The sequence below is a fragment of the Spirillospora sp. NPDC049024 genome (assembly GCF_040649235.1).
GTDB lineage: Bacteria > Actinomycetota > Actinomycetes > Streptosporangiales > Streptosporangiaceae > Spirillospora.
In genome coordinates this window covers 279,429-305,164 of the sequence record NZ_JBEZFD010000003.1, presented here as the reverse complement: position 1 = coordinate 305,164, position 25,736 = coordinate 279,429, and the positions used below count along the sequence as shown (strand labels likewise).

27 protein-coding genes are annotated in these 25,736 nt (G+C 72.5%); 17 read left to right on the top strand and 10 right to left on the bottom strand.

Features of this window, described 5'->3' with window-relative positions; all coding sequences use genetic code 11:
- Position 1 precedes the first annotated feature (1 nt).
- The 3 genes from AB0C21_RS07000 to AB0C21_RS06990 are packed head-to-tail and all read left to right on the top strand — an operon-like array spanning position 2 to position 2,723.
- Positions 2 to 949 (top strand): GlxA family transcriptional regulator, encoded by a 948-nt coding sequence (locus AB0C21_RS07000; RefSeq protein ID WP_500203115.1) that lies wholly within the window; start codon positions 2 to 4, stop codon positions 947 to 949.
- On the top strand, positions 946 to 1,548 hold the full coding sequence (locus AB0C21_RS06995) for a DJ-1/PfpI family protein (protein WP_500203114.1): 603 nt from the start codon (positions 946 to 948) through the stop codon (positions 1,546 to 1,548). Before AB0C21_RS07000 ends, AB0C21_RS06995 begins: the two co-directional genes overlap by 4 nt.
- A gap of 59 nt (positions 1,549 to 1,607) precedes the next feature.
- Positions 1,608 to 2,723 (top strand): hypothetical protein, encoded by a 1,116-nt coding sequence (locus AB0C21_RS06990; protein WP_500203113.1) that lies wholly within the window; start codon positions 1,608 to 1,610, stop codon positions 2,721 to 2,723.
- Positions 2,724 to 2,730: 7 nt separating this feature from the next.
- Here AB0C21_RS06990 and AB0C21_RS06985 read toward each other — a convergent pair whose 3' ends face one another.
- Together AB0C21_RS06985 and AB0C21_RS06980 are read right to left on the bottom strand one after the other, a co-directional pair.
- Entirely contained in the window at positions 2,731 to 3,567 is an 837-nt protein-coding gene (locus AB0C21_RS06985) for a hypothetical protein (RefSeq protein WP_500203112.1), read from the bottom strand.
- Between the two features lie 20 nt (positions 3,568 to 3,587).
- Positions 3,588 to 4,493 (bottom strand): arginase family protein, encoded by a 906-nt coding sequence (locus AB0C21_RS06980; protein ID WP_500203111.1) that lies wholly within the window; start codon positions 4,491 to 4,493, stop codon positions 3,588 to 3,590.
- A gap of 81 nt (positions 4,494 to 4,574) precedes the next feature.
- Here AB0C21_RS06980 and AB0C21_RS06975 point away from each other — a divergent pair, with 81 nt between their 5' ends.
- From AB0C21_RS06975 to AB0C21_RS06950, 6 genes are all read left to right on the top strand, one after another.
- Positions 4,575 to 6,167, top strand: coding sequence for a CocE/NonD family hydrolase (locus AB0C21_RS06975; RefSeq protein ID WP_500203110.1), 1,593 nt, complete (start codon positions 4,575 to 4,577; stop codon positions 6,165 to 6,167).
- Between the two features lie 268 nt (positions 6,168 to 6,435).
- Entirely contained in the window at positions 6,436 to 7,269 is an 834-nt protein-coding gene (locus AB0C21_RS06970; RefSeq protein ID WP_500203109.1) for a dienelactone hydrolase family protein, read from the top strand.
- A 431-nt stretch (positions 7,270 to 7,700) separates the two neighbouring features.
- Positions 7,701 to 7,949 carry a hypothetical protein gene (locus tag AB0C21_RS06965; RefSeq protein WP_149259981.1) on the top strand — a complete coding sequence of 83 codons (249 nt, stop codon included), beginning with the start codon at positions 7,701 to 7,703 and terminating at the stop codon, positions 7,947 to 7,949.
- Positions 7,950 to 7,958: 9 nt separating this feature from the next.
- On the top strand, positions 7,959 to 8,801 hold the full coding sequence (locus AB0C21_RS06960; protein ID WP_500203108.1) for a hypothetical protein: 843 nt from the start codon (positions 7,959 to 7,961) through the stop codon (positions 8,799 to 8,801).
- A gap of 142 nt (positions 8,802 to 8,943) precedes the next feature.
- Positions 8,944 to 9,309, top strand: coding sequence for a hypothetical protein (locus AB0C21_RS06955; RefSeq protein ID WP_500203107.1), 366 nt, complete (start codon positions 8,944 to 8,946; stop codon positions 9,307 to 9,309).
- A gap of 54 nt (positions 9,310 to 9,363) precedes the next feature.
- Positions 9,364 to 9,720, top strand: a complete 357-nt coding sequence (locus AB0C21_RS06950) for a DUF488 domain-containing protein (RefSeq protein ID WP_500203106.1) — start codon at positions 9,364 to 9,366, stop codon at positions 9,718 to 9,720.
- A 30-nt stretch (positions 9,721 to 9,750) separates the two neighbouring features.
- Here the strand turns inward: AB0C21_RS06950 and AB0C21_RS06945 are convergent, their stop codons facing one another.
- The 3 genes from AB0C21_RS06945 to AB0C21_RS06935 are packed head-to-tail and all read right to left on the bottom strand — an operon-like array spanning position 9,751 to position 12,613.
- The gene (locus tag AB0C21_RS06945) at positions 9,751 to 10,803 is read right to left on the bottom strand and encodes a sensor histidine kinase (RefSeq protein WP_500203105.1); all 1,053 of its coding nucleotides are present in this window, start codon (positions 10,801 to 10,803) and stop codon (positions 9,751 to 9,753) included.
- A 15-nt stretch (positions 10,804 to 10,818) separates the two neighbouring features.
- Entirely contained in the window at positions 10,819 to 12,303 is a 1,485-nt protein-coding gene (gene kaiC / locus AB0C21_RS06940; protein WP_500203104.1) for a circadian clock protein KaiC, read from the bottom strand.
- Positions 12,293 to 12,613 (bottom strand): circadian clock KaiB family protein, encoded by a 321-nt coding sequence (locus tag AB0C21_RS06935; RefSeq protein ID WP_500203103.1) that lies wholly within the window; start codon positions 12,611 to 12,613, stop codon positions 12,293 to 12,295. The genes kaiC and AB0C21_RS06935 overlap by 11 nt, the downstream gene beginning before the upstream one ends.
- Before the next feature lie 344 nt (positions 12,614 to 12,957).
- Between AB0C21_RS06935 and gdhA the strand changes: the two genes are divergently transcribed.
- A complete protein-coding gene (gene gdhA / locus AB0C21_RS06930; RefSeq protein WP_500203316.1) occupies positions 12,958 to 14,295 on the top strand; it encodes an NADP-specific glutamate dehydrogenase in 1,338 nt (445 codons plus the stop codon).
- A gap of 109 nt (positions 14,296 to 14,404) precedes the next feature.
- Positions 14,405 to 14,914 (top strand): potassium channel family protein, encoded by a 510-nt coding sequence (locus AB0C21_RS06925; protein ID WP_235036903.1) that lies wholly within the window; start codon positions 14,405 to 14,407, stop codon positions 14,912 to 14,914.
- A 74-nt stretch (positions 14,915 to 14,988) separates the two neighbouring features.
- Here AB0C21_RS06925 and AB0C21_RS06920 read toward each other — a convergent pair whose 3' ends face one another.
- On the bottom strand, positions 14,989 to 15,384 hold the full coding sequence (locus tag AB0C21_RS06920) for a RidA family protein (RefSeq protein ID WP_149260180.1): 396 nt from the start codon (positions 15,382 to 15,384) through the stop codon (positions 14,989 to 14,991).
- Between the two features lie 121 nt (positions 15,385 to 15,505).
- On the opposite strand from AB0C21_RS06920, the gene AB0C21_RS06915 reads away from it, so the two are divergent.
- Positions 15,506 to 16,486 carry a helix-turn-helix transcriptional regulator gene (locus AB0C21_RS06915; RefSeq protein ID WP_500203102.1) on the top strand — a complete coding sequence of 327 codons (981 nt, stop codon included), beginning with the start codon at positions 15,506 to 15,508 and terminating at the stop codon, positions 16,484 to 16,486.
- A gap of 62 nt (positions 16,487 to 16,548) precedes the next feature.
- Here AB0C21_RS06915 and AB0C21_RS06910 read toward each other — a convergent pair whose 3' ends face one another.
- A complete protein-coding gene (locus AB0C21_RS06910) occupies positions 16,549 to 17,166 on the bottom strand; it encodes a TetR/AcrR family transcriptional regulator (RefSeq protein WP_500203101.1) in 618 nt (205 codons plus the stop codon).
- A gap of 88 nt (positions 17,167 to 17,254) precedes the next feature.
- Here AB0C21_RS06910 and AB0C21_RS06905 point away from each other — a divergent pair, with 88 nt between their 5' ends.
- Positions 17,255 to 18,028: an SDR family oxidoreductase gene (locus tag AB0C21_RS06905; RefSeq protein WP_500203100.1), complete on the top strand. Its 774-nt coding sequence runs from the start codon at positions 17,255 to 17,257 to the stop codon at positions 18,026 to 18,028.
- Positions 18,029 to 18,131: 103 nt separating this feature from the next.
- Here AB0C21_RS06905 and AB0C21_RS06900 read toward each other — a convergent pair whose 3' ends face one another.
- The gene (locus AB0C21_RS06900) at positions 18,132 to 18,998 is read right to left on the bottom strand and encodes a LysR family transcriptional regulator (RefSeq protein WP_500203099.1); all 867 of its coding nucleotides are present in this window, start codon (positions 18,996 to 18,998) and stop codon (positions 18,132 to 18,134) included.
- Between the two features lie 73 nt (positions 18,999 to 19,071).
- On the opposite strand from AB0C21_RS06900, the gene AB0C21_RS06895 reads away from it, so the two are divergent.
- Positions 19,072 to 19,722, top strand: coding sequence for a LysE family translocator (locus AB0C21_RS06895; RefSeq protein ID WP_500203098.1), 651 nt, complete (start codon positions 19,072 to 19,074; stop codon positions 19,720 to 19,722).
- A gap of 18 nt (positions 19,723 to 19,740) precedes the next feature.
- Here the strand turns inward: AB0C21_RS06895 and AB0C21_RS06890 are convergent, their stop codons facing one another.
- The gene (locus AB0C21_RS06890; RefSeq protein ID WP_500203097.1) at positions 19,741 to 20,205 is read right to left on the bottom strand and encodes a nitroreductase family deazaflavin-dependent oxidoreductase; all 465 of its coding nucleotides are present in this window, start codon (positions 20,203 to 20,205) and stop codon (positions 19,741 to 19,743) included.
- A 284-nt stretch (positions 20,206 to 20,489) separates the two neighbouring features.
- Here AB0C21_RS06890 and AB0C21_RS06885 point away from each other — a divergent pair, with 284 nt between their 5' ends.
- Genes AB0C21_RS06885 through AB0C21_RS06875 form a run of 3 tightly spaced genes read left to right on the top strand, consistent with a single transcriptional unit; the run spans position 20,490 to position 24,046 of the window.
- Complete coding sequence (locus AB0C21_RS06885; RefSeq protein ID WP_500203096.1) at positions 20,490 to 22,982, top strand: ATP-dependent Clp protease ATP-binding subunit; 2,493 nt, start codon at positions 20,490 to 20,492, stop codon at positions 22,980 to 22,982.
- A 51-nt stretch (positions 22,983 to 23,033) separates the two neighbouring features.
- Positions 23,034 to 23,618: a CGNR zinc finger domain-containing protein gene (locus AB0C21_RS06880; protein WP_500203095.1), complete on the top strand. Its 585-nt coding sequence runs from the start codon at positions 23,034 to 23,036 to the stop codon at positions 23,616 to 23,618.
- Positions 23,615 to 24,046, top strand: a complete 432-nt coding sequence (locus AB0C21_RS06875) for a protein-tyrosine phosphatase family protein (protein WP_500203094.1) — start codon at positions 23,615 to 23,617, stop codon at positions 24,044 to 24,046. Before AB0C21_RS06880 ends, AB0C21_RS06875 begins: the two co-directional genes overlap by 4 nt.
- A gap of 44 nt (positions 24,047 to 24,090) precedes the next feature.
- On the opposite strand, the gene AB0C21_RS06870 is transcribed toward AB0C21_RS06875, so the two are convergent.
- Entirely contained in the window at positions 24,091 to 25,695 is a 1,605-nt protein-coding gene (locus tag AB0C21_RS06870) for a GMC family oxidoreductase (protein WP_500203093.1), read from the bottom strand.
- Positions 25,696 to 25,736 lie beyond the last annotated feature (41 nt).

Genomic DNA, 25,736 nt, shown 5'->3' with positions numbered 1-25,736 from the left:
CATGCGCGTCGTGTTCGTGATCTATGACGGTTTCCAGATCCTGGACCTGACCGGCCCGCACGAGGTGTTCGAGACCACCGGCCGGTACGAGTGCCTGGTGGTCGGCCCGCGCGTGGGGCCGGTGACGGCGTCCGGCGGGCTCCGCGTCCACGCTCCCTTCGACACGGGCCTGGCGCCCGAGGGCATCGACACGCTGGTCGTGGCGGGCGGCGCCGGGGTCGACGACGCGCGAGGCGACGCGGAGCTCGTCGGCTGGGTCGCGCGCGTGGCGCGGACGGCGCGGCGGGTCGCGTCGGTGTGCAGCGGCGCGCTGCTGCTCGCCGAGACCGGGGTCCTGGACGGCCGGCGCGTCACGACGCACTGGGCCCGCGAGGAGCAAGTCCGCGCGGAGCATCCCGGGCTGGCCGTGGACTGCGATCCGATCTTCGTCCGCGACGGGCACGTCTGGACGTCCGCCGGTGTCACGGCGGGGATGGACCTGGCGCTGGCCCTCGTGGAGGACGACCACGGGCGCGACGTCGCGCACGCGGTGGCGCGGGAGCTGGTGATGTTCCTGCGGCGGCCGGGCAGCCAGTCGCAGTTCAGCGTGCCGCTGTGGTCGGCGCAGCCCGCGACGGACCCGGTGCGCGCGGCGGTGTCGTCCGTCCAGGCCGATCCGGGAGCGCGGCACACCATCGCCGACCTGGCCGAGCGCTCCGGCCTCAGCGAGCGGCATCTGCAGCGCAGGTTCACCGCCGAGCTGGGCGTCCCGCCCGCCGCGTACGTGGAGCGCGTCCGGATCGAGGCCGCCAGGCGGGCGCTGGCGGAGGGGGACGAGCCGGTCGAGGCGCTGGCGCGGCGGCTGGGCTTCGGGACGGGCGAGACGCTGCGCAGGGCGTTCCACAGGCACGTCGGCGTCGCGCCGTCGGACTACCGGGACCGGTTCAGAGGCACGAGGGAGTACGCATGACCACGTATGGGCTGCTGGTGTTCGAGGAGGCCGAGGAGCTGGACTTCGTGGGCCCGTGGGAGGTGTTCACGGCGTCGGCGATGTTGCGCGAGCAAGGCGACAGGGCGGTCCTGGTAGCCGAGGGGACGGATCCCGTCCGCTGCAACAAGGGCATGAGGGTCGTGCCGGACCACACCTTGGACGACCACCCGAAGCTGGACGTCCTCCTGGTTCCCGGTGGGCGCGGCGCTAGGGTGACGCAGCCGAACAACCCGGCCGTCACCGGCTGGATTGCGAAGGTCGCCGAACAGGCCGATTGGGTGACGAGCGTGTGCACCGGGTCGATCCTGCTGCATGCCGCAGGCCCGGCCAGGGGGCGCAGGGTCGCGACTCACTGGGCCTCCGAGGACGTTCTGGAGGCCAAGGGCGACGTCACGGTCATCCGTGACGCGCGCTATGTCGTGGACGGCGGCCTCGTCACGAGCCAGGGCGTGTCCGCCGGGATCGACATGGCCCTCTGGCTGGTCGGACGCATCCACGGCCGCGACCACGCGCGAGCGGTTCGCCGCTACATCCAGTATGAGCCCGCGCCCCCGTACATGGCGGACGAACCCGTCTGATCGGAACGAACATTCCGCCATACCGGTGATGATCTTCGCTTATAGGCATAATCACGCGAATGGCGATGTCGCTTCCGGTGCGGTTCCGCAGCGATGGGGTCCGGGTGGCGGTGGAGACCGATCCCCTGCACGCCCCGCTGCGCGACTTTCTCATCAACGACCTGGGCGAGGACGTCTCGGCGATAGCGCGCGCCCAGGGGCGGCTGAGCGACGGCGCGGCCCGGCCCTGGCAGGAGGAGTACCGCTACCACCGCCTCGACTTCGACGGGACGACCGTGCACGTGCGGGACGTCGGCGGATGGGCGTCCTGCGACCTCGATCCGGCCGTCCTGCGGCGGTGCCTGGACGAGTACCTCCAGCAGGTCGGCGCGCTCAAGAGCCGCCGCAGCGTGGAACGCGACCTCGGCCGCCCGGGCAGCGGCGAGCCCATGGCCGCCTCCCTCGCCCTCGGCTCGGTCTCCCAGCGGACGCAGGGATGGGGCCTCGTCCAGACCCCTCGCACCGTGCTGGAGGATCTGGCCGGCCTGACTCCCCACCCGGACGCCTGCCTGCCGCACGGCGTCATGGAGACCGGCTCCGGTGCCTGCTGGGCGGACCTCGCCGTCCTGGACGAATCGGGTACGCGCCTACGCAGCGGCACCAAGACGTTCATGCCGAAGGGCATCGACCCGGAGCGCCTCATGGGCGAGCTGGGAAACGCCCTGACCCAGGCACGTTTCCTCAATGGGATCCCGGGGGCGTGGTCGGGTGTCGTCGCCGGGGTGCCTGTGCACGGCTACGTCGACCCGGAGTCCGTCCTGCGGCTCCCCTGCGAGCCCATCGAGATCGGGGGTGTCGCCCGGCGCGTCAAGGTGTTCTTCCCCGAACTCGCCGACTCCGGTGTCGACCTGGCGGCCGCCGCCTCCAGCGCCGGCGCGTTCACGCCTTCGGTGAACGGGCCGCGGCACGTCCTCACGGCGTTCCTGCTCCACGACGTGCAGAGCCACCGCCACCACCTGGAAGTCGTCCGCGCCGCGCGCCCCGGCTGGGAGCACACGGGGAACGCCTGCCACGTCAGGATCGACGTCCAGACCGTCCGGCTGGAGCACCTGTGGCTGCCCGGGCACACGTGCGAGGTGCCGACGGGCGAGTTCGCCGGCGTCCTCTACGAGTACGAACGACTGATCGCGGTCTGACCGCCCGTCACGGGTCGAAGATGTCGTGCGCGCCCGCCGCGACGCGCGCCCGCACGTCGTCCACGGTCATCAGCCGCCCCGAGAAGCCCCGCACCAGGACCGGCCAGTGCGCGGCGGCGGCCTCCACCAGCTCGGCGGCCAGCGGTTGCGAACCGGCCGCCTCGAAGATCTCCACGACGACCGCGTTGTAGGGCGGGTCGCCCAGGACGCCCTGCGGGGGGACGCCCGCGAACCCCGGCGGCTGAGTGCGCACCCATACCCGGGCGGTGCCGCGCGAGAGGACCGCGTCGGTGCGGTCGTCCGGGGCGGGATCCCCGCCGAGCAACCGGACGAGCCCGAGGAACCGCTCGGCGGTGACACGGCCCGGCAGGAGCAGCGCGGCGTCCTTCGTGCGATGGCGGCGCTGCGCGGCGGGCGAGGGATCGAGCCAGCGGTCCGGCAGGAAGAAGCCGCCCTGGCGCCTGGCGAGGCGCCGCTCGAACTCCGGGACCGTGACGGCCTCTTCCGCGAGGTCCTCGACGACGAGGTGCCAGCGGCCGGCGGAGGCCAGCACGATCTCGGCGGCGAGCCATTGGGCGTGGTCCCGGCTCACCAGCTCCATCGTCACCAGGGTCCGGGCCGGGGCGCCGAGCGCCCGTTCCCAGGCGGCCACGTGGGGCCGCTCCCGCTCGGCCTCCTCGACGGCCCGCGTGGAGACGTTGACGCAGGCGCCGTCCCGGGTGAGGGCCGCCTCGCCCGGGACGTGATGCAGGGGGTCGCGGTCGCCGCCCAGCGACACGACCAGTTCGTGGACCTCAGCGGGGTCGATCGCCTCGCTGGAGACGAAGTGGACGTTGGCCGACACGGCTCACCAGGACGACACGGCTAGGAGAACGCCGCGACGATCGTCTCGGTGAGGGCCGCTCCGGCCACGCCGTCCGGGTCCAGTTCCGGGTCGTAGATGGCGATGTGCATCCCAACCGCGCGCGGGCTCGCCACCAGGGTCCGCAGGACGGACGTCAGCTCCTCGAACGACAGACCATCCGGGTTGGGGGAGTCGACGGCCGGCATCACGCTCTTGTCCAGGATGTCGACGTCGAGGTGGATCCAGAACCCCTCGATCGGAGCGGCCTCCAGGTGCGCCCGGGCCCCCTCGGCGGCCGAGTCCGCGCCGTGTTCGCGGATGTACTCGATCGGGAAGCTCCGCACGTGCGAGGCGTCGAACGCGTCCAGGTCGAACAGCTCGAAGTCCTCGGGCTCCCGCTGGACGCCGATGTGCGCGACGTCCTCCTCCCGCACGTAGGGGGCGAGCCCCTCGATGCCGGTGAGCGCGGCCGGGCCGCGCCCGGTGGCGAGGCCGAGCGCCGCCCCGCCCGCCGTCAGCCGTCCGGCGACGGCCGACGGGTCCCGCCGGGGCGAGTAGTCGTCGTGCCCGTCCAGATGCGCCAGGCCGTACGCGCCGCGCCGGCGCAGCGCGAGCATGGGGCCGAGCAGGACGCCGCAGTCCCCGCCGAGCACCACCGGGAAGTCGCCGCGGTCCAGGATCTCGCCGATGCGGGCCGCGAGCCGCTCGGTGTAGTCGGCGATGCCCGGTCCGTTCAGGTAGCCGGTCTCGTGGTCCGGGCCGAACACGTAGGGCGGCGGGTCCACCCGGCCCGCGTCCTCGGCCTTCAGCCGGGCGACGATGTCGTGCCCGCGCAGCGCGCGGGCGAGCCGCCGCACACCGGGCTCGTGGCCCTCGCGCGGCGGGCGGAGCCCCAGGTTGGACGCCGCGTCGAGCACTGCGATCATTCCTGCAATCTAGAACACGGACTCGTCCCGGCACACTACGGGAACAAGCGGAACATCGGAATCGCCGGAAAGGATCGGTCAGTGACCATTTCGGGGCGGCTCGTCGACCGCGTCCTCGGCCTCCCCGAGTCGCCGTCCCCGCACGTCGAGGCGGCACGGGACCTGCGGATGCCCATGCCGGACGGCGTCGTGCTCGTCGCCGACCTCTACCGTCCGCGCGGCGCGGGGCCGCTGCCCGTCGTGCTGATACGCACCCCCTACGGCAAGCGGCAGGCCGTCGTCCGGCTGTTCGCGGGCGTCCTGGTCCGCCGCGGGTTCCAGGTGGTCGTCCAGAACGTGCGCGGCGTCTTCGGGTCGGGCGGCGAGTTCCATGCCTTCCACGACGAGAAGGACGACGGCCTGGCCACGCTCAAGTGGCTCCGTGCGCAGCCCTGGTGCGACGGGCGGGTCGCCATGGCCGGCGCCAGCTACCTCGGGTTCACCCAGTGGGCCGTCGCGCCGTACGCGGACCCGCCGCTGGCCGCGATGGGACTGGGCATCACCGCGTCCGAGTTCGCGAGCTCGTTCTACCCGGGCGGCGCCCTCGCCCTGCACAACACCCTCGTCTGGTCGTCGCTGATGGGCACGCAGGACGGGAGAAGGCGGCCGTTCCACAACCGGCGCGTCCGGCAGGCGATGCGGCACCTGCCGGTGGGGGAGGCCGACCTCGCGGCCATCGGACGCCCCGAACCGTTCCTGCGCGAGGTCGCGGCCCATGCCGAGCCCGGCGACGACTTCTGGAAGGCCACCGACCACAGCGCCGCCGTCCCGGCGACCACCACCCCCACCACGATGGTCACGGGCTGGTGGGACCTCTTCCTGCGCGGCCAGCTCAGGGACTTCGCCGCCATGCGCGCGGAGGGACGCCAGGTCCGCATCACCATCGGCCCCTGGGGGCACGACGCCAAAGCCCTCCGCGCGACGCTCTACGACCAGGTCTCCTGGCTGAACGCCCACCTGAACGGAGACAGGGCCCAACTCCGCAGGGCGCCGGTAAGGCTGCACCTGCAACAGGCCAACACCTGGCTGGACTTCGACCAGTGGCCCCCGCCCGAGACCACGCCCACGCCGCTCTACCTTTCGCACGGCCTCGTCTGGGACGAGCCGGACGCGGACCCCGCCACGTTCACCTACGACCCCCTCGACCCGACCCCGAACGTCGGCGGCCCGCTGCTGTCGCCGGGCAAGGGAAAGCAGCGCGACAACGCCCCCCTCGAAGGCCGCGACGATGTGGCCGTCCTCACCGGTGCGCCGCTCCCCGAGGACCTCGACGTGATCGGGCCCGTCTCCGCGACGGTCCACGTGCGCACCAGCACCGGGCGCGGCGACCTGTTCGTCCGGCTCTGCGACGTCGACCGGGGCGGCGTCTCGCGCAACGTCACCGACGGCATCCTGCGCATCACCTCCACCGGTCTCGTCCGCGCCGAGATCGAGATGCACCCGACCGCGTACCGCTTCCGGCGCGGCCACCGCCTGCGCGTGATGCTCGCGGGCGGCGCGTTCCCCCGCTTCGCCCGCAACCACGGCACCGCGGAGCCCGCCGGACGGGCGGTCGCGTCCCGGCGCACGCGCTTCGAGGTCCTCCGCGACCGGGACCGCCCCTCCGCCGTCCACCTGCCCGTCTGGCGAGGCTGACCGGCGGCTTCCGCCCGGACGTCCTCGGCGCCGATCACGCCGGACGCGCGGTGTGCTCCGCTCATCGCACGCGGCGGCCCGTTCGTCGACAAGGCCGGGCAAAGCCGGGATGCGCCCGCGGACCGCTCGCTACGGTCTTCGCATCCGCCGAACGACCGGCGCGAGCCGCTTCGGGGGGAGCGGCCGGTCCTGTGCCCGCGCCGGGACGGCGACGGCGGTACGGGGGGAGAGGGGTCACTCGGGGGGAGTGGCCCCTCCGTCCGTTTCCGTGCACTGCCCCGCCGCCCTCCCCGCCCGTCCCCTCGCCGCCCCTGCCGCCGCCGGCCCCTACGAGCGCGGGCCCGCGCCGACCGAGGCGAGCGTCACCGCGGAGCGGGGCCCGTTCGCCATCGAGAAGATCGATGTTCCGGCGGGCAGCGGAACCGGCTTCAACAGGGGCACCATCTACGCGCCGACCGACACGAGCCAGGGGACGTTCGGCGCCATCGCCGTCTCGCCCGGGTTCATGTCCCCGCAGAGCGTGATCGACTGGTACGGGCCCCGGCTCGCGTCCCAGGGCTTCGTCGTCATGACCCTGGAGACCAGGAGCCTCCTCGACGCCCCGGCCGCCCGCGGCGACCAGCTCCTCGCCGCGCTGGACTACATGACGGGCAAGAGCAAGGCGAAGGACCGGATCGACGCGTCCCGCCTCGCCGTCATGGGCCACTCCATGGGCGGCGGCGGGACGCTGGAGGCGGCGAACAAGCGCGCGTCGCTGCAGGCCGCCGTCCCCCTCGCGCCGTGGGACACGAACTACGACTGGAAGAACGTCCAGGCCCCCACCATGATCATGGGCGCGGACAACGACACCATCGCGCCGGCCGACTCGATGGCGGAGAGGTACTACGGCACCCTCACGGCCGTCCCGGAGAAGGCGTACCTGGAGCTGAGGAACGCCGGGCACACGACGTTCAACGCGCCGAGCACGACGATCGCGAAATACGCCATCGCATGGATGAAGCGGTTCGTGGACGATGACGCCCGCTACGAGCAGCTCCTCTGCCCCGAACCCAGCCCGAGCACGACCATCGCCCAGTACGAGGGCACCTGCCCGACCGGCTGATCCAGCCGGTCCCTGACGGTGGTGGCGGCCACCCCCGCTCGGCCGCCACCACCGTCCGCGACGGGGCGTCCCGCCCGTACGGGGCTCGGCGGCGGGCGCGCGTAGTCGGGGATGATCCTCTCGATCTCCTGGACCATCTTCAGCGCCGCCGTGGCGTGTCGTGAGGGGCGGCTCGGTGGCGTGCGGGCGCGGCACCGTCGCATAAATCGGGATCTCCCGCTGGCAGGTCGCCCGGCGCATTGCCGCAATTCTTTGTAAAGGAACCCTCGCGCCCGTTCCAACCTTCCGTCCGCCGTGCCACCGGGAAGGAGATCGCGCTGCCCGGCCGACGTTTCCGACATGACGGAAAATGGTCGGCGTGTGAGACGGGACCCGCAAAATTGACCCGGAAGGAGTCGACTTCGATCTTCGGCTGCGGAATGGTCTCCCGCATGGATTCACGAATTCGAGCCACCGGGGCGACCGGCCCCGCCGAGTGGATGCTGGCCTTTCTCGGCGCCCGCGAGCAGGCGCTGCGCACGTACACCGGGGCCGCCTCCGGGCCCGCCGAGTGGCTGCTGGTCTTCCTGGAGGTCGGACGCGGCGAGCCGGCGTCCCGGCGGCGCCCCGCCCCCCTGCCGTCCCGGCGCGGCAGGACCGAGGAGTCCCCGTTCGGCCGGCTGTCCGCCCGCAGCGCGTAAGGGAAGTCCATGACCATCGAGATGCTCTTCGCCGCCCTGATCGGCGGCGCGATCGGCCTCGCCGAGCTCGTCGCGCGCTACCGCGACAAGCCCGTCGCGGCCCTGCTCTCCCCGGGCGGGCTGCTGTACGTCTTCGTCAACGCCAGCGCCTCGATCGTCGCGCTGATCGCGGTGACCGCCTCCGGCTGGACGTTCGGGCTGCCCCCCGCCACGCCCCCGGCGAGCCTCATGGTCGTCCGGGTCATCGCCGCCGGGATCGGCTCCGCGGCGGTGCTGCGCATGTCGTTCGCCCCCGCGCAGAGCCGCGGCGGCACCGGTCCCGTCGCCCTCCTCAGCGGCATCCTGCGGCTCGCCGACGGCGAGCTGGAGCGCAAGCGCGCGCTCAGCAGGCTGTCGCACAACGACCTGGCCGGGCTGTCGTTCGAACGCGACCACGCGGCCCTCGCGGAGCTGTGCTGCCACCTCATGCGCGAGTTCGACCTGTCCGAGGCGCAGCGGCTCGGCGGCCTCGCGGCCGAGCTGAACGGCCGCGACGACCTCACCGACGCCGACAAGCTGGACTGCTGGGGCCTGGAACTGGCGCGGCTCGTCGGCGAGCGCGCCCTCCGGCAGGCGGCCCGGCGGCTGCGGGACCGGCCCCGCGACGAGCCCCGCCCGGCGGCCGGCGCCGAGCAGCGTCCGGCCGTCCCGGCGCCCGACCACGACTACCTGGTGGAGACCGCGCCGCCGCGCCCCTCGCCCGCCAAGACCTCCCGCCTCGCCCCGAGCACCAACGGCCGGTCCGCGAGCACGAACGGACGGGGGCCGAGCACGAACGGACGTGCGGAACGCAAATCGTTCAGCGACGCCTGAGACTCGCGAGATACCGGTGCGCCCCCTTCCACGGGCGCACCGGTATTTCGCTGGGACGCGCCGCTGTTCCGGCCGGACGGGCAAGGGCGCGGCGGTCTCGGAGGAAAACCTTGCCGCACCGGAATTGAAAGGACCCCCGCACATGACCACCGAACCCCGCGCCGCACCGTCCGCCGGACGGTTCGGCGTCCTTCCGCGCTGGACCGGGAAGCCCGTGCGGCGACTGACCACCGCCGAACTGGCCGAGGCCCTCGAATACCTGGAAAGGCACCATCCCGACGACGACGTCCTCGGCCGCGCCCTCGCCGGGGAGTTCGCCCGCCGGACGGCCGCCGCCGAGTTCGCCCGCCGCGCCGCCGCCGACCGCGGCCGGGCCCTGGACGACGTCCCCGGCGGGGAGCGCGCCCTCGGGGCGTCTCCACCGGCGGCGCCCGTCCCAGCGGACCCCGACGGGCCCCGCCGCCCACCCCTGGCGACGCCGCCGGGCCACCCGCGAACCCCGCAGTGAGCCAAGGATCAGGGGGACGTGCGTGTCGTCCCTGACCCCGGGTATACAGCCGCCATGGAGGTAAAGCTGCGCAGGGTGTACGAGCCGCCATCGGGCGAGGACGGGACGCGAATCCTGGTCGACCGCGTGTGGCCGCGGGGCCTGTCGAAGGACAAGGCGCACCTGGACGAGTGGGAGAAGGACGTCGCCCCCTCCACCGACCTCCGCAAGTGGTACGGGCACGACCCCGACAAGTTCGAGGAGTTCACCCGCCGCTACGACGCCGAACTGGCCGAGCCAGAGCGGGCCGAGGCTCTCGATCACCTGCGGGAACTCGCCCGGCAGGGCACCGTGACCCTGCTCACCGCGACAAAGGACATCGACCGCAGCCAGGCCGCCGTCCTCGCCGACCGGCTCCGCGACTCCGGCTGACCGCCCCGCGGCTGCCGCTGACCGGCGCCTTCATCCCGTTGCCCGCGGGAGGCGCAGGCAGAAGCACGCGCCTTGGGGCTCGCCCGGCCGGTAGTAGGCCTCTCCGCCATTGGCCTGGGCCAGCCGCCGGACGATCCACAGACCCAGCCCCGATCCGTCGGTGCGGCGTTGGGCCCCTTCCGCGCGGGTGAAGCGTTCGAACAGGCTGGGCACGAACTCCTCGGGTACTCCCGGCCCGCTGTCGCATACCCGGACCTCGACGGCGTCGCCCGCGACGGTCGTTCGGATCTCGATCGGCGGGTCTCCGTAGCGGAAGGCGTTCTGCAGATAGTTGACCAGCATCTCTGCCAGTTCGCCACGGTCGGCCAGCACCTGGATCTCGGCGTCGCAGTAGACGTGCGTGTCCTGCGCCAGCTCACCGAAGTCCGCCAGGCACTGCAGCGTGATCTCCAGCAGCGGGACCGGCTCGGGGGTCGGGCGCGGGAGCTCTCCGCCGGTCCTGATCGTGGTCAGGAGCCTGGCCGCCAGTGACTGCAGGCGGGCGATGCGATCGGCGACCCGGTCGAGGATCCTTTTCCGTTCGTCGTCGGCGAGGTCTTCCGCGGGCTCGCGGAGCAGGTCTATCAGAAGGCCGATCCCGGCGAGGGGATTGCGGATCTCGTGGGCCATGACGGCGATCATCGTCCCCTGGAGGTCCAGTTCCGCTTCGAGCCGCTCCCACGCCCGTCGCCGGAGGGTGATGTCGCGGAGCGAGGCCAGGTGCAGGCGCTGTCCCGACACCGTCGTGGCGCTGGCGCACATCTCGACCACCCGGGTGCCTCCGCCCGGCAGCACCAGATCGATCTCGGTGGAGTGGTCGGCGACGACCGGGTGTCCGAACGGGCGGCCGATCAGCTCGCTCGCCGGACGGCCGAGCAGTACCTCGGCCGCGGCGTTGCAGACGCGGATGACGCCCTGGTCGTCGACCGCGACGAGCCCGTCCGCCAGCGCCGACACCAGCGTGGGCCCCGCTTCGCGCGCGAAGTCGACCGGCCACCCCGGTCCGGTGTCCGGCGTGGCCGGAGCCCCTTCGAACTCACCCATCCGTGCTCATCGCGTTCAGCGTTCCGGCCGCCGCTCGGGCGGCGGAGCGTCCGGGGCGGGGAACAGGCGGGATCCGGCGGTGTAGGGGCCTCCCACACGCATGCCGGTGTGGTCGATGTCGACTCGGCGCACGGCGGGATCGTGGGGCGATCCGCGGCTCTGCAGCACGGCGACGATGCGCTGCACCACTGCCGCGTTCTCGGCGTAGCGCAGCAGGATCGTCACGTCGGTGATGCTGGCGACCTCCATGGCCGAAGCCGCGGGGACCGGTGCCCACGTGTCGGACGAAGTCGAGGAGGTGAACAGGGTCGTGATCTCGTGCTCCCGCGCGAGGGCGCCCAGCGCGATCACGAAGTCCAGCAGCGTCCTCGGTGCTCCTCGGCGCTCCAGGGCGGACAGGCTGTCGATGATCAGCCGGCTCGGCGCGAAGTCGGCGATGTCCCTCCGGACGCTCAGGAAGTGATCTTCCACCGACGCCTCCTCCGGGTAGCCGGCCGTGATCCGCAGCAGCCCCGAGGATTCCATGGCGTCCAGGTCCATGTCCCAGCCGGCGGCGCTGCGGTGGAGCTGGTCACGGGTCTCGTCGAAGACGTAGAACAGGCTGCGCTCGGCCGCCTGGAACGCCGCGTCGGCGAACTGCAGGGCCATGAGCGTCTTGCCGGAGCCGGGCGGTCCGGTCACCAGGGCCAGCGCGTCACGGAAGATCCCGCCGCCGACCATCTCGTCCAGTCCCGGAGTCCCGGTGGACACCCGCGTCTGCGACGCCTGCTCGCGCGGGGCCAGGAACGCCAGGGGAACGACGACAAGGCCCTCCTTCGGGTCGATGGTGAACAGCCACTCCCCGGTGCGGTGCGTGGTACCGCGGAACTTGACGATCTCCAGTGTCCGGCGGCGCCTCTCGTTCTGCAGGACATTACGAATGATCAGGACGTTGTCCAGAACGAACTCCTCGACGCCGTGCCGGGTCAGGGCGCCGTACTCGCTGTCGCGTTCGGTGGTCAGCACCGACGTGACCCCGAGCGACTCCAGCATCCGGGTGAGCCTGGCCAGCTCGCGGCGTATCAGCTCCCGGTCCTGGAAACGGATGAGCAGCGTCCCCAGCGAGTCGACCGAGACCCGCCCGGCCCCGACCCGGCCCACGGCGTGCTCGACCCGCGAAATCAGGCCCCCCAGGTCGTACCCGCCGACCGAGAACATCTCCTCCTCCACGGCGGAGACGTCCACGAAGACCCACTTGCCGTCACGTTCCCAGCGCGCGATGTCGAAGCCGAGGGAGGCGACGTTGCTCCGGAGGTCCTCGGGCTTCTCATCGAAGGTGACGAATACTCCGGGTTCCTCGTACTTCATGATCCCCCGGGCGAGGAACTCCAGAGCGAACAGGGTCTTCCCGCTGCCGGCGGTACCGGTGACCAGCGTGGAGCGACCGGCCGGAAACCCGCCCACGGCCACCTCGTCAAAGCCGCTGATCCCGGTCGGGGTGCGCCGAACCTCAGTGACCATCACTGCCCCCTTCCACCGGAGACGACCGGTCCACCTCGACCAGGCCCAGGAAGTCGGCGGCCTTCCGGTGATCGGACAGGTCCCCGATGACCCGGCTCTGCGGAAGCGGCCGGGTCCTGATGACCATCGGTGTCGCCAGAACACCGTCCCGCTCCGCCAGATCCGGCCGCTCTGACACGTCGACGACCTCTATGTCGTGGTGGTCGGGCACGAAGGAGTCACACAGGAACCGCAGGTTGGCCAGCGCGCTGAGCGACCTTGGCGTGCGCCCTGCGATGTACATCCTGAACGAGTAGACCGCCGTCGCCATCATGACCACCGCGTCATCGGTAACCCCCCGTAACGACCTCCACCGTGGTCGGGCACCTTTCCCTCCGCCGCCACGGTCTCCACCGACCACGCCGATCTCGTGCGCGCGGCCGGCCGAACACTCTCGGTCACATCCTTGCCTCGACAGCGTGCCCTAATCCACCGGAGCGATACCTCCCCGAACTTGTGAACAGCACGTGCGGGCCGGATCGGCGGCCGTCTTGGCGAGGTCGCCGCGGCGAGGCGTTCCTCCGGCACCCGGAAACGGGTTTTAGAGTGAAGGGGTCTGAAGGAAGGATCCCCGCTATGCCCCTCGCCTCACGCCTGCCGGCCCCGCCCGAGACCATGGCCGTCCTGGAGGAGACCTACTCGGGCGTGCTGCGCCGCGATCCGGGTGAGGTCGAGTTCCACCAGGCGGTGCACGAGGTCTTGGAGTGCCTCGGCCCGGTGCTGGCCGCCCGGCCCGGGCTCGCCACCGCCAAGCTGGTGGAGCGGGTGATCGAGCCGGAGCGCCAGATCATGTTCCGCGTCCCGTGGGAGGACGACAACGGGGAGATCCACGTCAACCGCGGCTTCCGCGTCGAGTACAACGGCGCGCTCGGGCCGTACAAGGGCGGGCTCCGCTTCCACCCCACGGTGAACCTCGGCATCGTCAAGTTCCTCGGTTTCGAGCAGATCTTCAAGAACGCGCTGACCGGGCTCGGCATCGGCGGCGGCAAGGGCGGCAGCGACTTCGACCCGCACGGCCGCTCCGACGCGGAGGTCATGCGCTTCTGCCAGTCGTTCATGACCGAGCTGCAGCGCCACGTCGGCGAGCACACCGACGTCCCGGCCGGCGACATCGGCGTCGGCGCCCGCGAGATCGGCTACCTGTTCGGCCAGTACCGCCGCGTCACGAACCGGTGGGAGGCCGGGATGCTGACCGGCAAGGGCATGCTGTGGGGCGGTTCCGCCGTCCGGACGGAGGCGACCGGCTACGGCAACGTGATGTTCACGGCCGAGATGCTGCGCCGCCGCGGCGAGGACCTGGACGGCCAGCAGATCGTCGTGTCCGGCTCCGGCAACGTCGCGATCTACACGATCGAGAAGGCGCAGCAGCTCGGCGCCAACGTCATCACGGTCTCCGACTCCGGCGGCTACGTCGTGGACGAGAAGGGGATCGACCTCGACCTCCTCAAGCAGGTCAAGGAGGTCGACCGGGGCCGCGTCTCCGACTACGCCGACCTGCGCGGCGCCTCCGCGCGGTTCGTCCCGGGCGGCCGGGTGTGGGACGTCCCCGCCGACATCGCGCTCCCGTCGGCGACGCAGAACGAGCTGGACGCCGAGGCCGCCGCGATCCTCGTCCGCAACGGCGTGAAGGCCGTGTCCGAGGGCGCGAACATGCCGACCACGCCCGACGCCGTGCACATCCTCCAGGACGCGGGCGTCGCGTTCGGCCCCGGCAAGGCCGCCAACGCGGGCGGCGTCGCGGTGAGCGCGCTGGAGATGCAGCAGAACGCGAGCCGCGCCTCCTGGCCGTTCTCCCAGGTGGAGGAGGAGCTGTCGGCCATCATGACGAGCATCCACGACACCTGCTACGAGACCGCCGAGCGCTACGGCGCCCCGGGCGACTACGTGGTCGGCGCCAACATCGCCGGCTTCGAGCGCGTGGCCGATGCCATGCTCGCCCAGGGCCTCATCTAGCGGGCATCGGGGCGAGTGGCCCGGTCCACGGATCAGACGGGACGGTCCTGGGCATGCACGGAGAGTGAACGCTCCCTCGCGAAGGGCCCGGTTCGGGCTCTTGACCTGGGTGGTCCTGCGCACGACGCTGACCACGGCGGCCCTGCTCGTCGTGTACTTCACGGCCCCCTTGAACAGGTCGTTCACCGCGGTGACCGGCACGGTGCTGAGCGCCTCGCTGATCTCCCTGGGGCTGCTCGTCGCGTGGCAGGCGCGGTCGATCACGCAGTCGCACTCCCCCCGGATGCGCACCGTCGAGGCGCTGGGCACCTCCGTCTCGCTCTTCGTGCTGGTGTTCGCCTCCAGCTACCGGCTGATGAGCCACGACACCCCGCCCGGCTTCTCCGAGCCGCTGACGCACATCGACGCCCTCTTCTACACCATCACGATCTTCACGTCGGTCGGCTTCAGCGACATCGTCCCGACGTCCCAGACGGCCCGCGCCCTGACGGCCGTGCAGATGCTCGGCGACCTGGTCTTCCTGGGCATCGTGGCCAAGGTCTTCCTGGAGGCGATGCGCCGGGGCGTCGAACGCAAGGCCGCCGAGTCCGCTGCTCCGGACGACGGCGGAGCCAAGTGAGCGCGGCGTCCCCGCAGGCCCGTCACTCGCGCTGCGCCGCCTCCGGCGCCCGTGCCGGAGGCGGCGGGGGCGCGTCAGGCGACGGCGGTCCCCTCGAGTTCCACCATCAGGGCGGGAATCGCCAGCCGGGTCACCCCGAGCATCGTGGTGGACGGCGCCGCCCCGGCGGCGCCCAGGCGCGACGCCAGCACGCCGTAGTGCTCGAAGAGCCGGTCGACGTCGGTGGTGTAGACGTTGAGCCGGACGAGGTCCGCGAGGGACATGCCGGCCTCGCCGAGTACGGCCTCCAGGTTGTCGAGGCTCAGCGCCAGCTGCGCCGCCATGTCATCGGCGTGCCGGGGCTTGCCGTCGCCGTCCATGGCGGTCTGCCCGGCGCAGTACAGGGTCCGGGTGTTGCCGGAGACGATCTCGCCCTGGTTGTAGCCCATCTCCACGGACCACGCCCACGGGTTGACCGCCGTTCGCTCCATTGCCACATCAGCTCCATTGCGTACGTCCATCGGCATTGGCGGCCGCATCTTTCGGGCCGCGCTGATGAGGCTCCCAACAAATCACGACATCCTGTGTCGTGTATTTCCGTAGACTTCGCGCATGCGCGCCGACCGGCTTGTCTCGCTGGTGCTGCTGCTGCGCCGGCACGGTCGGATGTCCGCGGCCGCGCTGGCCCGGGAGCTGGAGGTGTCCACCCGCACCGTGCTGCGCGACATCGAGGCGCTGTCCGCGGCCGGCGTCCCGGTCTACGCCGAACGCGGCCGCCACGGGGGGTTCGCGCTGCTCCCCGGTTTCCGGACCGAGCTCACCGGACTGAACCACGAGGAGGCGCTCGCACTGCTGGTCGCGGGTTCGCGGCGCGGCGCGCAGGCGTTCGGCCTCGGCTCGGCGCTCGCCTCGGCGATGCTCAAGGTGGTCGACGCGCTGCCCGAGAGCTACCGCGACACCGCGGCCGGCGCGGCCGAGCGGCTGCTCATCGACCCGGAGACCGATCTCCTCTCGCGCCGGCTGGTCGCCGACGAGGTGCCCGACGCCGTGGTGGCCGAGGTCCGGCGGGCGGTGTTCGCCGGACACAAGCTGCGCATCCACTACGCGGCCGCGGACCAGAGCCCGAAGTGGCGGACGGTGGACCCGATCGGCCTGGTCACCGTGCGAGACCAGGGCTACCTGCTGGCCACGAGGTCCGGCGCGGACCGCACCTACCGGCTGTCCCGGATCCTCGCCGCCGAGGAGCTCGCCGAACCCGCCTCGCGGCCGGACCGGGTCGACCTGGACCGCGCCTGGCAGGAGCGCAGCACGCGGTTCCGGACGGGCGGCGACCAGGTCACCGTGCTGGTCCGGGTGGACCCGGGGCGGCGGGAGGACCTGGTGGGCACCGCGCTTGCCGTTCGCGCCGAGGAGGCCGACGCCGACGGCCGGCTGCGGATGGAGGTGGCCTTCCAAGATCCCAGGCATGCCGAATGGGCCCTGTGGCAGTTGGCCACCAGCGCGGAGGCCCTGGCCCCGCAGTGGCTGCGCACCGCCCTGCGCGACCGCGCCGCCGCGATGGCCGCCTCCTACGGCTCTCCACCCGAGAGTTGATGGACGAGCCCCTTGCAAGCCTCAGCCTCCCCCAGGTACCGGTCCCGGGACGGCCGGTGGGGTCACTCGGGTGAAGTGGGCCATGCGGTGAGGGCCAGTTCGGCGGTTTCGGTGAGTTCGGCTGCCGTCGCTCCGTCGGCGGCGCGTTGCGACATGCCCTGGATGACCGCGGCGAAGTACGCGGCCAGGGCGCGCGGGTTCGCTGCGGCGGGTAGCTCGCCCGCCCGTTGCGCCGCCTGAAGCCGGGCTTGGAAGACGTCCAGGTTCCTGTTCCGCAGATCACGGAGGAAGGCCGCCACCTCGGCGTCCTGCGGGGTGACGTTGGTGGCCGCGCTGATCGTCAGGCAGCCGGCCGGGTGGGACGGGTCGGTGTAGATCACGGCCGCCTCGCGCAGGATGCGGGCGAAGGCGCCGTAGGCGGTGGGCTCCTCGTCGAGCGCGACGCTCATGAACGCGCCGACGGCCGAGCGCCCGTAGCTGTGCACCACCTCCTTGAACAGCGACTTCTTGTCCCCGAAGGCCGCGTACAGGCTGCCGGGCCTGATGCCCATCGCCTCGGTCAGCTCGCCGACGGAGGTGGCCTCGTAGCCGCGTTCCCAGAACAGCCGCGTGGCCGCGTCCAGTGCCGTGTCGCGGTCGAACGCCCTCGGCCGCCCCCGCTTCGCGCGTGTGTCGCTCACCCCCACATTTTAGAGCGAGCGCTCAACAAGGCGTGCTAGGTTATTTCTTGAGTCATCGCTCAAGAATACTGAGGGAGTGGTCACAGCCATGGGCGCACGCGCACTCGAAGGGAAGCTCGCGCTGGTCACCGGCGGGAGCCGCGGCATCGGACGGGCCATCGCGCAGCGGCTCGGCCGCGACGGCGCGGCCGTCGCCGTCGCCTACGCCCGCAACGAGGCGGCGGCGGAGGAGGTCGTCGAACGCATCCGCAAGGACGGCGGCCGGGCCTTCGCGCTGCGCGCGGAGTTGGGACGGCATGGCGACGCGGCCCGCCTGTGGGCCGCCTTCGACGCCCATGCCGGCGAGTACGCGCCCGGCGGAGCGGTCGACATCATCGTCAACAACGCGGGCATCGGACGGAGCCCCGACCTGGCGTCGCTGACCGAGGACGACTTCGACGAGGTCTTCGCCGTGAACGTCCGCGCGCCGTTCTTCATCGTGCAGCAGGGCCTGAGGCGGCTGCGCGACGGCGGCCGGATCATCAACATCTCCAGCGGCGCGGCCCGCATCGCCCTGCCGGAGATCATGGCCTACGGCTCGACCAAGGGCGCGCTCGACACCTTCACCCTCAACCTCGCCAAGGAACTGGGCCCCCGGGGCATCACGGCGAACTCGGTGGCGCCGGGCATCATCGACACCGACGTCAACGCGGGCTGGCTGCGCGGAAACCCGCAGGCCGAGGCCCAGGCGGCGGCCCTGTCCGCGCTGGGCCGGATCGGGCGGACCGAGGACGTGGCCGACATCGTGGCGTTCCTCGCCTCCGACGACGCGCGCTGGGTGACCGGCCAGGTGATCGACGCGACGGGCGGCTCCGGGCTGTAAGCCGGGACCTGGACGCCTATCACCGCTGGATAGGCGCGCCCTCTGACTCCAGGCCGTGAAGGCCGCCCGCGGACGGCGCCACCGAGCCGGCGCGGCAGGCGGGTCACGCGGCTTGGCGCAGGGCGGTGAGGAGGGCCGCGGTGGCCGGCGGGTCGGGCGGCTCGCCGTAGGTGGCGGCGTAGACCCGGCGGGTCGACCCGGGTATCTCGGCCGCCTCGACGCCGGGGCCGCGGTGGGCCCGGAGTGCCAGGCCCGGCAGGATGGTGACGCCCATCCCCGCCGCGACCAGGGACTGCATCACCACCATGTCGTCGGTGCTGTAGGCGATGTCCGGCGTGAAACCGGCCCGGGCGCACAGGTTCAGCAGATGGCCCTGGCAGCGCTCGCAGCCGGCGACCCAGCGCGCGTCGCGGTGCGCCTCCAGAGCCCCGGTGGCGGACGGCCCCGGAGTGACCAGGTAGGTGGGGTCGTCGAGCAGGTGATGCAGCCTGATCCCGGGCTCCTCCGGCGGCGACTCGTCGTAGCGGAAGACGACCGCCACGTCGGCCTTGCCAGTGCGCAGCAGCCGCAGCGCTTCTGGCGGGTGCGTGTCGGTGAGGCTCAGTTCCAGGCCCGGGTGGGTGTCCGCGAGCACGGCGGCGGCGGCCGGGACCAGGGTGCTCATCGCCGAGGAGAAGCCGGCGAGCCTGACCTTGCCGGCGCTCAGGCCGACGTGGGCCGACAGCTCCGCCGCGGCGGCGTCGACGCGGCCGATGATCTCCATGGCGCGCTCGGCCAGCAGTTCGCCGGCCGGCGTGAGCCGGACGCCGCGGCCGACGCGCTGCAGCAGTGCGGCCCCGGTCTCCTTCTCCAGCCGGGCGATGTGGTGGCTCACCGACGGCTGCGTGTAGTGCAGGTCCTTGGCCGCCGCGGTGATCGAGCCGGTACGGGCCACGGCGGCGAGGACGCGCAGGCGGGCGAGGTCCAACATATTCACTCCGTCTATGGATTCCAACGATCATAGGCATTGGACCCCATGAGTCGGAGCCGCCAGGGTGGACGGCATGGAGAGCTCGATAGCGGCCTTCGCCCTCGCGGCGCTCGTGCTGATCATGATTCCGGGGCCGGACCAGGCGCTCATCACCCGCAGCACCCTCGCCGGGGGCCGGGCGGCCGGGCTGCTGACGGCGGCCGGCGGCGTGACCGGGCTGGCGGTGCACGCCGGCGCCGCCGCGATCGGGCTGTCCGCGCTGCTGCTCGCCTCGGCGACCGCCTTCGCCGCCCTGAAGATCGTCGGAGCCGCCTACCTGCTGTGGACGGCCGTCCAGACCCTGCGGTCGGCCTCCCGCTCACGCCGCGAGCCGGAGGAGGCACCGGCCGAGCGGGCCGAGCGGGCGCGGCGGCGGCCGTCGACCGCGCTGAGGCAGGGGTTCCTGAGCAACGCGCTGAACCCGAAGGTGGCGCTGTTCTTCGTCACGTTCCTCCCGCAGTTCCTGCCGGACGAGTCGGCGGGTGCCGCGCGCGGCCGGGCCCTGCTGCTGTCGGCGGTGTTCGCGCTCCTCTACCTGGCCTGGTTCGGCCTGTACGTCGCCGCGGTCGACGGGTTCGGGCGGCTGCTCCGCCGCCCCCGCGTGAAGGCGGCGATCGAACGCGTCACCGGCGGCCTGCTGGTGGCGTTCGCGGTCAGGCTGGCGACCGCGCACCGCTCAGCCTGACCCGCCGGACACGCGAGCTCAGCGCCGGGTGAGGCGGACCACGGGGTACTGGCGGTCGGACCGGCTCTGGTACTTCGCATAGCGGGGCTGGGCGGCGGTGATGCGCTGCCAGGCTTCCTCGCGTTCGGCGCCGTCCAGCCGGTGGGGCGTCACGGGCACGGCCCCGCCGCCGGGCAGCTCGACCTCCGCCTGGTCGGGGTGCGCCATCAGGTTGACGTACCAGTCCGGGTCCTGGCTCCCGCCGCCCGACGCGACGATCAGCCAGGCGTCGTCGCCGCCGGGGAACCACGACACGGGCGTCTCGCGCCGCCGGCCGCTTCGCCGGCCCACCGTGTCCAGGACCAGGACGTCCATGCCCATGAACGTTCCGCGCCCGCGCCGGACCTTGCCGATGATGCGGGCGTTCATCGTCCGCTGCACCCATCGGGACACCGCCCCCGGTGTGCCGCGCTTGCGCGCCTTCACCCGCTGATCCTGTGCCATCGTCCGCCTCCCGTCCGTCGCCACGTCGCCCGTACCTGGGGGGTCTCCGTACCGACCACGCTAGGCGCGGCCCGGTAAAGGGCGCTTCTTGATTCCTGACCGGTCCCGCGACCCGCGTCCGGGCGAGCCCGGCGGCGGCGTCGTCGGCGTGGTGTTCGCCGGGACGCGTGCGCCCGTGCTCGCGGCCGTGGGACGGTTGGCGCGGGGGTTTCCTGGGGCATGCCATGGGCAGGGGCATGTCCGTCGTTATGACGTGTCCTTCGACTACCGGGGGGTTTTCGAGGATGACCGCGGGATGGTACGGGCCAGGGGGAATGGACCCGTTCGAGGAGATGCTCGCCCGCTTCTTCGGGGCGCGGGCGCACCGGAGGCCCATGGAGCGGATCAGCCTCGCGCGGCTGATGAGCGAGCCCGCGCGGGAGCTGGTGCGGGACGCCGCCGCGCAGGCGGCCCAGTGGGGGAGCGACGATCTGGACACCGACCACCTGCTGTGGGCGGCGACGCGGCAGCAGGGGACGCGGCAGTGGATGGCGCGGGCCGGCGCGGATCCGGACAAGATCAGGGAAGAGATCGAGGACCACGCGCGGCGCGGTGAGCCCCGGGACGTCCCGCCCGAGCTGACCCCGTCCGCCAAGCGGGCGCTGCTCGACTCGCACCAGGTGTCGCGGGCGCTGGGCTCGTCCTACATCGGGCCCGAGCACCTGCTGTTCGCGCTGGCGCTCGATCGGGGGTCGAGCGCCGGGCGGATCCTCGACCACGAGCACGTGACGCCCGACTCGCTCCAGCAGGCGGCGTCCGGCGGCGGCCCCGGGCAGCCGCCGCCCGGCGGCGGGCAGTCGTCCGGGACGCCGACGCTGGACGAGTTCGGACGCGACCTGACCGCCCTGGCGCGGGAGGGGCGCATCGATCCGGTGATCGGGCGCGAGGACCAGATCGAGGAGACGGTCGAGGTCCTCTCGCGGCGCACCAAGAACAACCCGGTGCTGATCGGCGATCCGGGGGTCGGCAAGACCGCGATCGCCGAGGGGCTGGCCCAGCGGATCGTGGACGACGAGGTCCCCGAGACGCTGCGCGGCAAGCGCATCGTCCAGATCGACCTCGGCGGCGTCGTCGCCGGCACCCGGTACCGGGGCGACTTCGAGGAGCGGCTGAAGAAGCTCGTGGACGAGATCCGCGACCACGCCGACGGGCTGATCGTGTTCATCGACGAGATCCACACGATCGTGGGCGCGGGCAGCGCGGAGGGCGCGATGTCGGCGGGCAACATGCTGAAGCCCCCGCTCGCCCGCGGCGAGCTGCACGTGGTCGGCGCGACGACGATCGACGAGTACCGCCGCAACATCGAGAAGGACGCGGCGCTGGAGCGGCGGTTCCAGCCGATCCTGGTGCCGGAGCCGAGCGCCGACGACAGCATCGAGATCCTGCGCGGGCTCCGCGACCGGTACGAGGCGCACCACCAGGTCCGCTTCACCGACGAGGCGCTCGTCGCGGCGGTCGACCTGTCCAGCCGCTACCTGACCGACCGGTTCCTGCCGGACAAGGCGATCGACCTCATCGACCAGGCGGGCGCCCGCGTCCGGCTGCGCTCCACGCGCGACGGCGGGCGGCGCGAGCTGGAGCAGCGCCTCGACCAGCGGCGCCGCGAGAAGGACCAGGCCGTCGCGGACGAGGACTACGAGCGGGCCTCCGAGCTGCGCGACGAGGTCGCCCGGCTGGAGAAGGACCTCACCGAGACGCGCGGGAACGGCGCGCCGACCACGGTCCCGGAGGTGACGACGGAGGACATCGCCGAGGTCGTCTCCCGGATCTCCGGCGTCCCCGTCACCCAGCTCACCCAGGCCGAGCGGGAGCGCCTGGCCAACCTGGAGGGGCACCTGCACCAGCGCGTGATCGGGCAGGAGGACGCGGTGGAGGCGGTGTCGCGCGCCGTGCGGCGGTCCCGCGCCGGGATGGGCGACCCGGACCGCCCGATCGGCGGGTTCCTGTTCCTCGGCCCGACCGGCGTCGGCAAGACCGAGCTGGCCAAGGCGCTGGCCGAGGCGCTGTTCGGCAGCCGCGACCGGATGATCCGCTTCGACATGAGCGAGTTCCAGGAGCGGCACACCGTCAGCCGGCTGATGGGCGCGCCGCCCGGGTACGTCGGCTACGAGGAGGCGGGGCAGCTCACCGACGCCGTCCGCCGCCAGCCGTACTCGGTGATCCTGCTGGACGAGATCGAGAAGGCGCACCAGGACGTCTTCAACGTCCTGCTCCAGCTCCTCGACGACGGCCGCCTCACCGACGCGCAGGGCCGCACCGTCGACTTCCGCAACACCGTGGTGATCATGACGAGCAACCTCGGCTCGGAGCTGATCACCGGCACGACGGAGATCGGCTTCGGCACGTCCGGCGACGGCAGCGCGCTGAGCGACCGGATCATGCGGCGGCTGCGCGAGTCGTTCCGGCCCGAGTTCCTCAACCGGATCGACGAGATCATCGTCTTCCAGCGGCTGGAGGAGGGCCAGCTCCGCCAGATCACCGACCTGCTGCTGGACGAGACGCGCCGCCGGCTGCGCGCCCAGGACGTCTCCGTCACCTTCAGCCCCGAGGCCGTCGACTGGCTCGCCGAGCGCGGCTACCAGCCCGAGTTCGGGGCCCGGCCGCTGCGCCGCACGATCCAGCGGGAGGTGGACGACCGGCTCTCCGACCTGCTGCTGTCCGGCGACCTGCGGCACGGCGGGCATGTCGACGTGTCCGCGGCGAACGGCGGACTCCAGTTCGACGTCGCCGCCGGGTAAGGGTTACAGTTCTCTTATAACCCTTACACATCGAGGGTTCCAGGAGGCTGTGTGCTCATCCCGATCGCCGACTACGCGGCGGGCGTCGAGGTCGCGAACAACCTGGTCGGCACGTCGCCGGAGGTCCGGGGGGCCGAGGCGCTCTCCGAGCCGGGCGACCTGGCCGCCCTGCTCTCCGGATGCGACCTCGCCGCCTACGACGTCGCCCCCTTCGACCCTGCGGCGCTGAGCGTCGAGGACGTGGAGAAGGTCCGCTTCCTGCGCCGCGAGGTGCGGGCCGTGCTGGAGTCCGGGACCGAGGACGAGGCGGTCGAGCGCGCGGCGCTGCTGGCCGGGCACGTCGGGCTCGCCCCCGTGCTGCGCCGCGACCCGTCCGGCCGGTGGCAGTGGTACGTCCCGACGGCTCGGGACGCCTCCCTCGTCGCGGAACTGGCCGCCGTCGCCGGTGTCGCGCTCCTCGGCCTCCTCCGGGCGCTCGGCCACGGCCGTTTCCGCGCGTGCGCCGCTCCGGGCTGCGGCGGCGTCTTCGCCGACGCCAGCCGCGCGGGGCGCCGCCGCTACTGCACACCCGAGCTGTGCGGAAACAGGCTCAACGTCGCCAACCACCGCGCACGCCGCCGGGCGGTGCCCCGATGACGCTCACCGGCGCGATCACGCTCCCGGACGGCACCCCGGTCCGCGGGCGCGGCCTGCGGAGACCGCTCCCGGACGGCCCCGCCCCCGACTTCGGGCTCTACCTGGGCTCCGGCCGGCTCCGCCGCAGGCACGAGCCGGAACTGCGCTGGCCGTCCGCGTGGATCGAATGGCCGGACTTCCTGCTGCCCCGTGACCGGGACGAGGCCGTCCGGCAGATCCGCGCCCTGCACGAGCGGGCCCGTTCCGGCGCTTCGGTCGAGGTCGCCTGCGGAGGCGGCGTCGGACGTACCGGCACCGTCATCGCATGCCTGGCCGTCCTGTCGGGGGTGGACCCGTCGGAGGCCGTGGCCTGGGCACGCGAGCACCACCACCGGCGCGCCGTCGAGACGCCCTGGCAGCGCCGATGGGTGACCGGCTTCCCGACCTGAACACGGAGCCCGGCCGGGAGCACCTCCTCCTCGCCGAAGACCGGCTAGTCGCCGAGGATCAGCTTCGCGCCGTGTTCGCCGATCATCATGCTCGGGGCGTTGGTGTTGCCGCCGATGATGGTCGGCATGATCGACGCGTCCGCCACCCGGAGGCCCTCGATGCCGCGCACGCGCAGCTCGGGGTCGACGACGGCCCGCTCGTCGGCGCCCATCCGGCACGACCCCACCGGGTGGTAGACGGTCGTGGCGCGGTTCGGCAGCTCCTCGGCCAAGGCCTTCCGGTCCGGGAACTGCGGCCCGGGGGACAGCTCCTCCTTGACGTCTCCGGCGATGACCTGGCTGGCCATCACCTCGCGGACCAGTTCGATGCCGTCGAGCAGCAGCCGGGCGTCGTCGGGGTCGGTGAGGTAGCCCGGGTCGATGACCGGCGCGGCGGACGGGTCCGCCGACCCCAGCCGGACCGTGCCGCGGCTCTTCGGGTAGATCAGCGTCGGCATGATCGTGAGCGCGGACCGCTTGTCGACGGCGTGCCGCACCGGCGCGTCCTGGTTCGGGAACGGGTACGACCACGGCAGCGCGTGGAGCTGGATGTCCGGGATGTCGCCCGCCTGCCCGCTGCGGACGAAGCCGACCGCCTCGAACACGCTGCGGGCCACCCACGTCCCGCCCCTCGTCCACTCCTTGGCGACGCCCCTGGCGAAGTAGGGCGCGGTGCCCTTGTGGCGGGCGGTGTCCATGACGAACGTCATCGGCACGAACATGTGGTCGTGCAGGTTGTCGCCCACGGGAAGGTCGGCGCGCACCTCGATGCCGTGGTCCTTCAGGTGGCCGGCCGGTCCCACGCCGGACAGCATCAGCAGGTGCGGGGAACCGAACGCGCCCGCCGACAGGACGACCTCCCGGGAGGCCCGGATCGTCGCCTTCCCCTTCTTGCCCGCGACCTCGACGCCCGTGGCCCGCCCCTTGTCGATCACGACCCGCTGCACGGTCACGTTCGTCAGGACCTTCAGGTTCGGCAGGCCGTGGTCGTCCAGGTAGCCGACGGACGAGCTGTAGCGCAGGCCGTCCGCGACGCTCTGCTGGAAGATCCCCACGCCCTCCTGCTCGGCGCCGTTGTAGTCGTCGTTGCGCTTGACGCCCGCCGTCTGGACGACCGCCTCGATGAACGCCTCGGACGCCGGGGTGAGGTCCCGCTGCCGCGTCACCTGGATCGGACCGCCCGCGCCGCGCAGGTCGGAGGCGCCGTCCTCCCAGTTCTCCATCCGCTTGTAGCTGCCGAGGACGTCGTCGAAGCCCCAGCCGGTGCAGCCCTCGGCGGCCCAGTCGTCGTAGTTCTTGCGGTGGCCGCGCACGAACAGCATCCCGTTGATCGACCCCGAGCCCCCGAGGACGCGCCCCCGGACCTGCGGGATCTTCCGGTCGAGCGCGCTCTTCTGCGGGGTGCTGTAGAAGCCCCAGTCCAGCCGCTTCTTCAGCTGCGGGATGTTGTGGAAGACGGCGATCAGCCCCGGCTTGCGGACCAGCGGGGTCCGGTCCGGTCCGCCCGCCTCCACCAGGACGACGCTCGCCCCGGACTCGGCCAGCCGCTTCGCCAGCACGCAGCCGGCGCTCCCGGCCCCCACCACGACGTAATCAGCGCTCTGGTCCATGTGTTCCTCTCGGCGGGCGCCGTGCAGCGTGGCGACCGCTA